This window comes from Acidovorax sp. KPB24-07 (assembly GCF_057543315.1).
The window spans coordinates 1-1,446 of the sequence record NZ_BAAJYS010000627.1 but is presented as its reverse complement, the minus strand read 5'-3'; the positions used below and the strand labels follow the sequence as shown (position 1 = coordinate 1,446).

The 1,446-nt window shown below is 72.1% G+C and carries 2 protein-coding genes and 1 pseudogene; 2 read left to right on the top strand and 1 reads right to left on the bottom strand.

All coding sequences use genetic code 11. The features are described from left to right. A partial coding sequence (locus AC27IQ_RS24525; RefSeq protein WP_487091137.1) for a hypothetical protein occupies positions 1-214 on the bottom strand: 214 nt, incomplete at its 3' end. Positions 215-284: 70 nt separating this feature from the next. Between AC27IQ_RS24525 and AC27IQ_RS24520 the strand changes: the two are divergent. Both AC27IQ_RS24520 and AC27IQ_RS24515 read left to right on the top strand, forming a co-directional pair. Then, positions 285-1,172, top strand: a pseudogene (locus tag AC27IQ_RS24520) (trehalase family glycosidase); the annotation flags it as partial. Then, positions 1,147-1,446, top strand: a 300-nt coding sequence (locus tag AC27IQ_RS24515) for a trehalase family glycosidase (protein ID WP_487091139.1), incomplete at its 3' end; no start/stop codon positions are given. The pseudogene AC27IQ_RS24520 and the gene AC27IQ_RS24515, both read left to right, overlap by 26 nt.

Sequence of the window (1,446 nt, the reverse complement as noted above, 5' to 3'; positions counted from 1 at the left end):
CGCCGCGGCCGCGCTGGCGCCGCCGGCCGACACCCACACGCCCGCGGACCGCTACGAAGAGCTTTTCATCGAAGTGCAGCGCCAGCGCATCTTCGAAGACTCCAAGACCTTCGTGGACTGCGCCCCGCGCCAGCCGCCCGAGACCATCCTCGCGACCTACCGCGCGCAGTGCCAGGCGCCGGGCTTCGACCTGCATGCCTTCGTGCACCGGCATTTCAAGCCCCAGACCCGCGCCTGCGACGGCCCCACGGTCGAACCCGGGCTGACCATGGCGGCGCACATCGATGCGCTGTGGGACGAGCTCACCCGCCACCCGGCCCACCACCCCCCCGCGCGGCTCGCTGCTGGCACTGCCGCACGCCTACGTGGTGCCGGGCGGCCGGTTCGTGGAGATGTATTACTGGGATTCGTACTTCACCATGCTGGGCCTGGTGCGCAGCGGCCGGCGGCACCTGCTGCACACGATGACGGACAACTTCGCCTACCTCATCGACACCTACGGCCACGTGCCCAACGGCACCCGCACCTACTACCTGAGCCGCTCGCAGCCGCCGGTGTTCTCGTTGATGGCCGAGCTGTGCGAATCGTGCGCGGGGCACGGCGCCGCGCAGTACCTGCCGCAGATGCGGCGCGAATACGAGTTCTGGATGGAGGGTGCCGACACCCTGGCCCCGGGCAGCGCCCACCGCCGCGTGGTGGCGCTGCCGGACGGCGCCGTGCTCAACCGCTACTGGGACGACCGCGACACGCCGCGCGAGGAATCGTGGCGCGAGGATGTGGAGACCGCCGCCCAATGCCAGCGCCCCGCAAACGAGGTGTACCGCGACCTGCGCGCCGCCGCCGAGTCGGGCTGGGACTTCAGTGCGCGCTGGCTGGACGATGGCGCCTGCGGCACCTGCCGCACGCAGACCCTGTCCACCATCGGCACCACGCGCATCCTTCCGGTGGACCTGAACGCGCTGCTGCACAAGGCCGAGACCACCATCGCCCGCCTGAGCCGCAGCGTGGGCGACACGGCCACGGCCGACGCGTTCGACCACCGGGCCCGCCAGCGCGCCGAGGCCATGTCCCGCGTGCTGTGGAACGCCGAGGCCGGCGCCTTCCTCGACCACGACTGGCAGGCCGGCACGCCACGCCCCTCGCTCAATGCCGCCACCGTGGTGCCGCTCTTCACCGGCACGGCCACGCCCGAGCAGGCCCATGCGCTGGCCGCCACCGTGCGCCGGCGCCTGCTGGTGGCGGGGCGGCCTGTCCACCTCGGAGACCGCCAGCGGCGAGCAGTGGGACCGCCCCAACGGCTGGGCGCCGCTGCAGTGGATGGCGGTGGAAGGCTTCGCCGCCTACGGCGCGGCCGACGAAAGCTGCCGCCAGCTGTCGGACGACATCCGCACGCGCCTGGGTCAAAACCGTGCAGGACGTGTACGACCACGAGGGCAAGCTGGTCGA